A 4,109-nucleotide genomic window follows, 5' to 3' on the forward strand; every position below is an offset into this window, starting at 1 on the left:
TGCCCAGCACCACCGCGCCCGCGGCCTTCAGCCGCGACACCTGCACCGCGTCCTCGGTCGGCACGTAGTCCCGGTGCGCCGGCAAGCCCCAGGTCGTGGGCAGGCCCGCGATGTTGTACGACTCCTTGACCGTCACCGGGACGCCGAGCAGCGGCCGGTCCTCACCACGCGCACGTGCCTGGTCGGCACGGCGTGCGGCGGCCCGCGCCCGGTCGAAGTCCGGCACGCAGATCGCGTTGACCACCTCGTCGTCGCGCTCGATGCGGGCGATCGCCTCGTCGGTCAGCTCCACCGAGGTGACCGCACCGGCGCGCAACGCGGCAACGAGCTGTTCGGCTGCTTGAAAGCTCCATTCCATGAATTCGAAGCTATCCGCCTGTCGGAGCAGCCATAAAATTCCACTTCGCGCAACGGGACGTTCCGGCGCACCACCTCCAACGACCACGTCACGCCCTCGTTCCACCGCTCCGTCGCAGTTCACAGCACCTACTACCCATCAACTCCACCTGCACAAGCCACGAAATTCCGAATCGCACAACAGGGTGGACGTCTCAATTCTCGTCCACGGTCCGCGCGGAACACTTAAGCGTCCGCTTGACCTTCCGGCGGCGACGGCCTACGGTTAAGTGCATGCTTAACCATGGGCCAAGGGGTGCGGATCAGGTGTTCCACGCCCTTGCCGACGCCAACCGGCGGGCGATCATCGAGCGCCTGACCCGCGGCCCGGCCACGGTGAGCGAACTGGCACGCCTCCTCGACGTGACGATCGCGGCGGCGGTCCAGCACCTCCAGGTGCTCCAGGCGAGCGAGCTGGTCCGGTCGGAGAAGACCGGACGGGTCCGCACCTGCCGGATCGACACGGCCGGCCTGCGCCGCGCCGAGGAGTGGCTGCACCTCCAGCGGACGACGTGGGAGCACCGCCTCGACCGCCTCGGTGACGTCCTCGGGGAGAGCGCGGCCGACCGCACAACCATCCCGGACGACCCCTCGAAGGAGACCGGATCATGACCGAGAACTCGGTGAAGCACAGCACGTTCACGTTGGAGCGGACCTACTCCTCCTCCCCCGCACAGGTGTTCGCGGCGTGGGCCGACCGCGACGCGAAGGCGAAGTGGTACGCGGGCCGCGACGACGCCTACACCCTCGACTTCCGCGTCGGCGGCACCGAGACCGCCCACGGACGCACGGACGACGGAGCGGAGCTCGTCGCCGAGTCGGTCTACCACGACATCCGCACCGACGAGCGCATCGTCTACTCCACCGCGCTGCACGGACGCGGCGCACTGGCGACCGTATCGCTGACCACCGTGCAGTTCCTCCCCGACGGCACCGGCACCCGACTGGTGCTCACCGAGCAGGACACTTTCCTCGACGACCAAGAGCAGCCCGAGTGGCGCCACGAAGGCACCGAGACCTGGCTGGACGCACTGGGTCGCCACCTCGACCAGCTCTGACTTCCCCGTTCCCGTTCGCCTACGACGACAGTTCAGTGCGGGGTTGCGGCTCGCATGCCGTCGCGGACGACGGCCAGCGCACGGGCCGGATCGGCGTGGTCGGGTTGATCGACGGCGTGGTGTGAGCGCAGGATCCCGGAGATCAGCGCCATGAGGTCTGCGACGGTGACGTCCGCGCGGACGTGGTGCGCGAGCTGCGCCCGGACGAGAAGCCGGCGCACCTGGGTGCGCAGCTCGGCGGCGGTCGCGGCGAGTCGGGCGCGAACGTCGACACCGGCTCCCGTGAGGGCGTCGACGAGGTCCTTCTTCGGTCCGGCCTCGGCCACCAGCAACTCCATGAACTCGAACAGGGCGTCACCGGCGTGCTCGGCGTCGTGCCGGGTCCGGGCGGCGTCGACCAGACGCTGGAGCCGTTCCTGCACCACCGCTTCGAACAGCGCTTCCCTGGTCGGGAAGTGCCGGTAGAGCGTCCCCGGACCGACGCCCGCCCGCCGGGCGATCTCGTCGAGCGGCACCGTCAACCCGCCCGCGGCGAACGCCTCCGCGGCCACCTCGAGCAAGCGCGCGCGGTTGCGGCGGGCGTCGGCGCGGACCGCCGGCTGCTCCATGTGTCGTCCTCCCCGGAACTCGTTGCTCACCGAGACCTGCCTCCGCTAGCTTAACCGGAGACAAGTCTCCGGTTCTATCGGCACCCGGCTCGGCCACGACAGGGACAGGCGTGAACATGGACAACGGACACACCGTCGACCCGCGCACCACGGTCGAGCGGTTCCTCGAGACCGTCATCAGCGGACGACCCGGCGACCTCGCGGACTTCTACGCCCCGACCGTCGTCATCGAGATGCCGTTCGCCGCCACGGCGCTCCACCCGTCCCGCATCGAGACGACCCGCGAGGAGCTTCGCTCCCGGTTCGCCGCCGGTGCCGCGATCCGGCGGTACACCGGTCTGGACAACGTGCTCATCCACCAGACCACCGATCCCCGCACGATCATCGTCGAGTACGCACTGCGCGGCGAGATGGTCGACACCGGCGAACCGTTCCACCTGAACTACGTGATGGTCATGACCGTCCACGACGGCCTGATCACCCACACCCGCGACTACACCGACCCCATCGCCGGCGCCCGAGTCCTCGGCAAGCTGCCGGAGCTGCTCACCGCCCTGGCCGACACCGATCACTGACCCAACCGCCCACACGCGGCGACGAACACTCGCACGTGCCGATGAGCGCGCCGGTCATGCGACTGGGTGGACCACCTCCACAACATCGGCCACGCCGACGAGTCGCGCACCCTCGTACATCGACAACCGCAGACCCGGCACGACCGGTGGCCAAAGATCGGGCGCAAGCGGGTGAAGCCGAACCATCGCCTCTTCGCCAGGTGCGAGTGTCGCCATCGTCTCCAGCGTCAGAGGTGCGTCGTGGTCATCCGGATGGAGATCCGGCGGGAAGGCCCAGTGCGACCGGTAGCCAGAGCGGATCGGGGTGTGGCGACCGCTTTGCGCCGTGGTGAGGAGCCGCAATCGTGCACGGATGTACCCACGCTGATGTTCGGTCGCCGCCCACCGGTCGTGCTCACTGTCAGGACCCATGCCGGGATTCTGCCCGTTCAACCTTCGCTCATGCCGCTGATCGCGCGTCCCGACGAGCGTCCGCTTCCGCCGGCGAGGGCTCCGGCCGGGTGGTCTTCGGTGCGACTCGCCCGCCGACGCGGTTGCACGGTGCCGTGCGGCCACTCGCGATCCGCGATGACGCGGGTAACGCGCTGACGGGGTCGCGGAGCCTCCGACGGGGAGTTGCGGCGTATGGGAGGCCGGGATGTCCTCGCGGCGCTGTGGCGGGCACCGTGCTCATGGTGTTCGACGCCCGGCGTGCGGAGTGGGAAGTTCCGGCTTGCCGCAACGGGTGGTCCGGGGCGCTCGATCCGTTCGGGATGGCGACCAGGCGGGTCGTACCCGATGTTGTCGGCAGTGGGGTTCAGTTGCCGAGTGGGTCGTGGTCGATCGACCCGTCCAGCAGATCGCACGCCGACCGGTGGATCTTCGCCAGCGCGCTCAACAGGTGCTCACGTTCGGCCTTGGTCAGGTCGGCTGTGAGGGTGTCCTCCAGCAGCCGCCGCTCCGTCTCGATCGGCTCCCGCAACGCACGTCCGGCGTCGGTGAGCCAGAGCCGGACCAGGCGGTTGTCCCGGTCGTCGTCCCGCCGCACGAGCAGACCCGCCTCGGCCATCCGGGAGGCCGTCTTGGTGACGGCGGGCGTGGTGACGTTGACCGCGTCAGCGATTTCACCGGGCGTGCGGCCGTCCCGTTCCCACAACGCCGCGAGCAGGTGATCCTGCCCCAGGCGCAGCCCGTGACGCCGTACGGCCGCGTCGGTCGCGGCTCGCAGCACCTTTGTCGTCTTGCTGTACAGGTCCAGGAACTCCGGCACCAAGGGCCTCCAATGTCGACGCGCAACCGGCAGAGCATCCCCTGCCGGGGCAGGTTGACCGACGATCGTTTACCGGTTAACGTTCTGACGGGATCGTTAACCGGTAAACAACCTCGCGGAGTCTGTCATGCTGCTGGTCACCGGCGCCACTGGGCGCATCGGCCGCGAACTCGTTCACGAACTCGACGCCAAGGGCACCGAGTACCGCATCCTGGTGCGCGAC

At 69.0% G+C, this 4,109-nt stretch carries 7 protein-coding genes; 4 read left to right on the top strand and 3 right to left on the bottom strand.

Annotated elements, in window-relative coordinates; translation table 11 throughout:
• A partial coding sequence (locus AB0G02_RS29670; protein ID WP_360800326.1) for an amidase family protein occupies positions 1-358 on the bottom strand: 358 nt, incomplete at its 3' end.
• 272 nt (positions 359-630) lie between these two features.
• Between AB0G02_RS29670 and AB0G02_RS29675 the strand changes: the two genes are divergently transcribed.
• Entirely contained in the window at positions 631-1,008 is a 378-nt protein-coding gene (locus tag AB0G02_RS29675; RefSeq protein ID WP_360800329.1) for a metalloregulator ArsR/SmtB family transcription factor, read from the top strand.
• Complete coding sequence (locus AB0G02_RS29680) at positions 1,005-1,454, top strand: SRPBCC family protein (protein ID WP_360800332.1); 450 nt, start codon at positions 1,005-1,007, stop codon at positions 1,452-1,454. Before AB0G02_RS29675 ends, AB0G02_RS29680 begins: the two co-directional genes overlap by 4 nt.
• Positions 1,455-1,486: 32 nt before the next feature.
• On the opposite strand, the gene AB0G02_RS29685 is transcribed toward AB0G02_RS29680, so the two are convergent.
• Positions 1,487-2,062, bottom strand: coding sequence for a helix-turn-helix domain-containing protein (locus AB0G02_RS29685; protein WP_360800335.1), 576 nt, complete (start codon positions 2,060-2,062; stop codon positions 1,487-1,489).
• 116 nt (positions 2,063-2,178) lie between these two features.
• Here AB0G02_RS29685 and AB0G02_RS29690 point away from each other — a divergent pair, with 116 nt between their 5' ends.
• Complete coding sequence (locus tag AB0G02_RS29690) at positions 2,179-2,637, top strand: nuclear transport factor 2 family protein (RefSeq protein ID WP_360800338.1); 459 nt, start codon at positions 2,179-2,181, stop codon at positions 2,635-2,637.
• A gap of 796 nt (positions 2,638-3,433) precedes the next feature.
• Here AB0G02_RS29690 and AB0G02_RS29695 read toward each other — a convergent pair.
• A complete protein-coding gene (locus tag AB0G02_RS29695) occupies positions 3,434-3,886 on the bottom strand; it encodes a MarR family winged helix-turn-helix transcriptional regulator (protein ID WP_360800341.1) in 453 nt (150 codons plus the stop codon).
• Positions 3,887-4,013: 127 nt separating this feature from the next.
• Here AB0G02_RS29695 and AB0G02_RS29700 point away from each other — a divergent pair.
• Positions 4,014-4,109, top strand: a 96-nt coding sequence (locus tag AB0G02_RS29700; RefSeq protein WP_360800344.1) for an NAD-dependent epimerase/dehydratase family protein, incomplete at its 3' end; no start/stop codon positions are given.

Source organism: Actinosynnema sp. NPDC023658 (genome assembly GCF_040639995.1).
Taxonomy (GTDB): Bacteria; Actinomycetota; Actinomycetes; order Mycobacteriales; family Pseudonocardiaceae; genus Actinosynnema.

Excerpts from the sequence above, each read along its gene's own strand:
- AB0G02_RS29680 (WP_360800332.1), top strand. The coding sequence starts at position 1,005 with ATGACCGAGAACTCGGTGAAGCACAGCACGTTCACGTTGGAGCGGACC.
- AB0G02_RS29675 (WP_360800329.1), top strand. The coding sequence starts at position 631 with ATGCTTAACCATGGGCCAAGGGGTGCGGATCAGGTGTTCCACGCCCTT.
- AB0G02_RS29685 (WP_360800335.1), bottom strand. The coding sequence starts at position 2,062 with ATGGAGCAGCCGGCGGTCCGCGCCGACGCCCGCCGCAACCGCGCGCGC.
- AB0G02_RS29690 (WP_360800338.1), top strand. The coding sequence starts at position 2,179 with ATGGACAACGGACACACCGTCGACCCGCGCACCACGGTCGAGCGGTTC.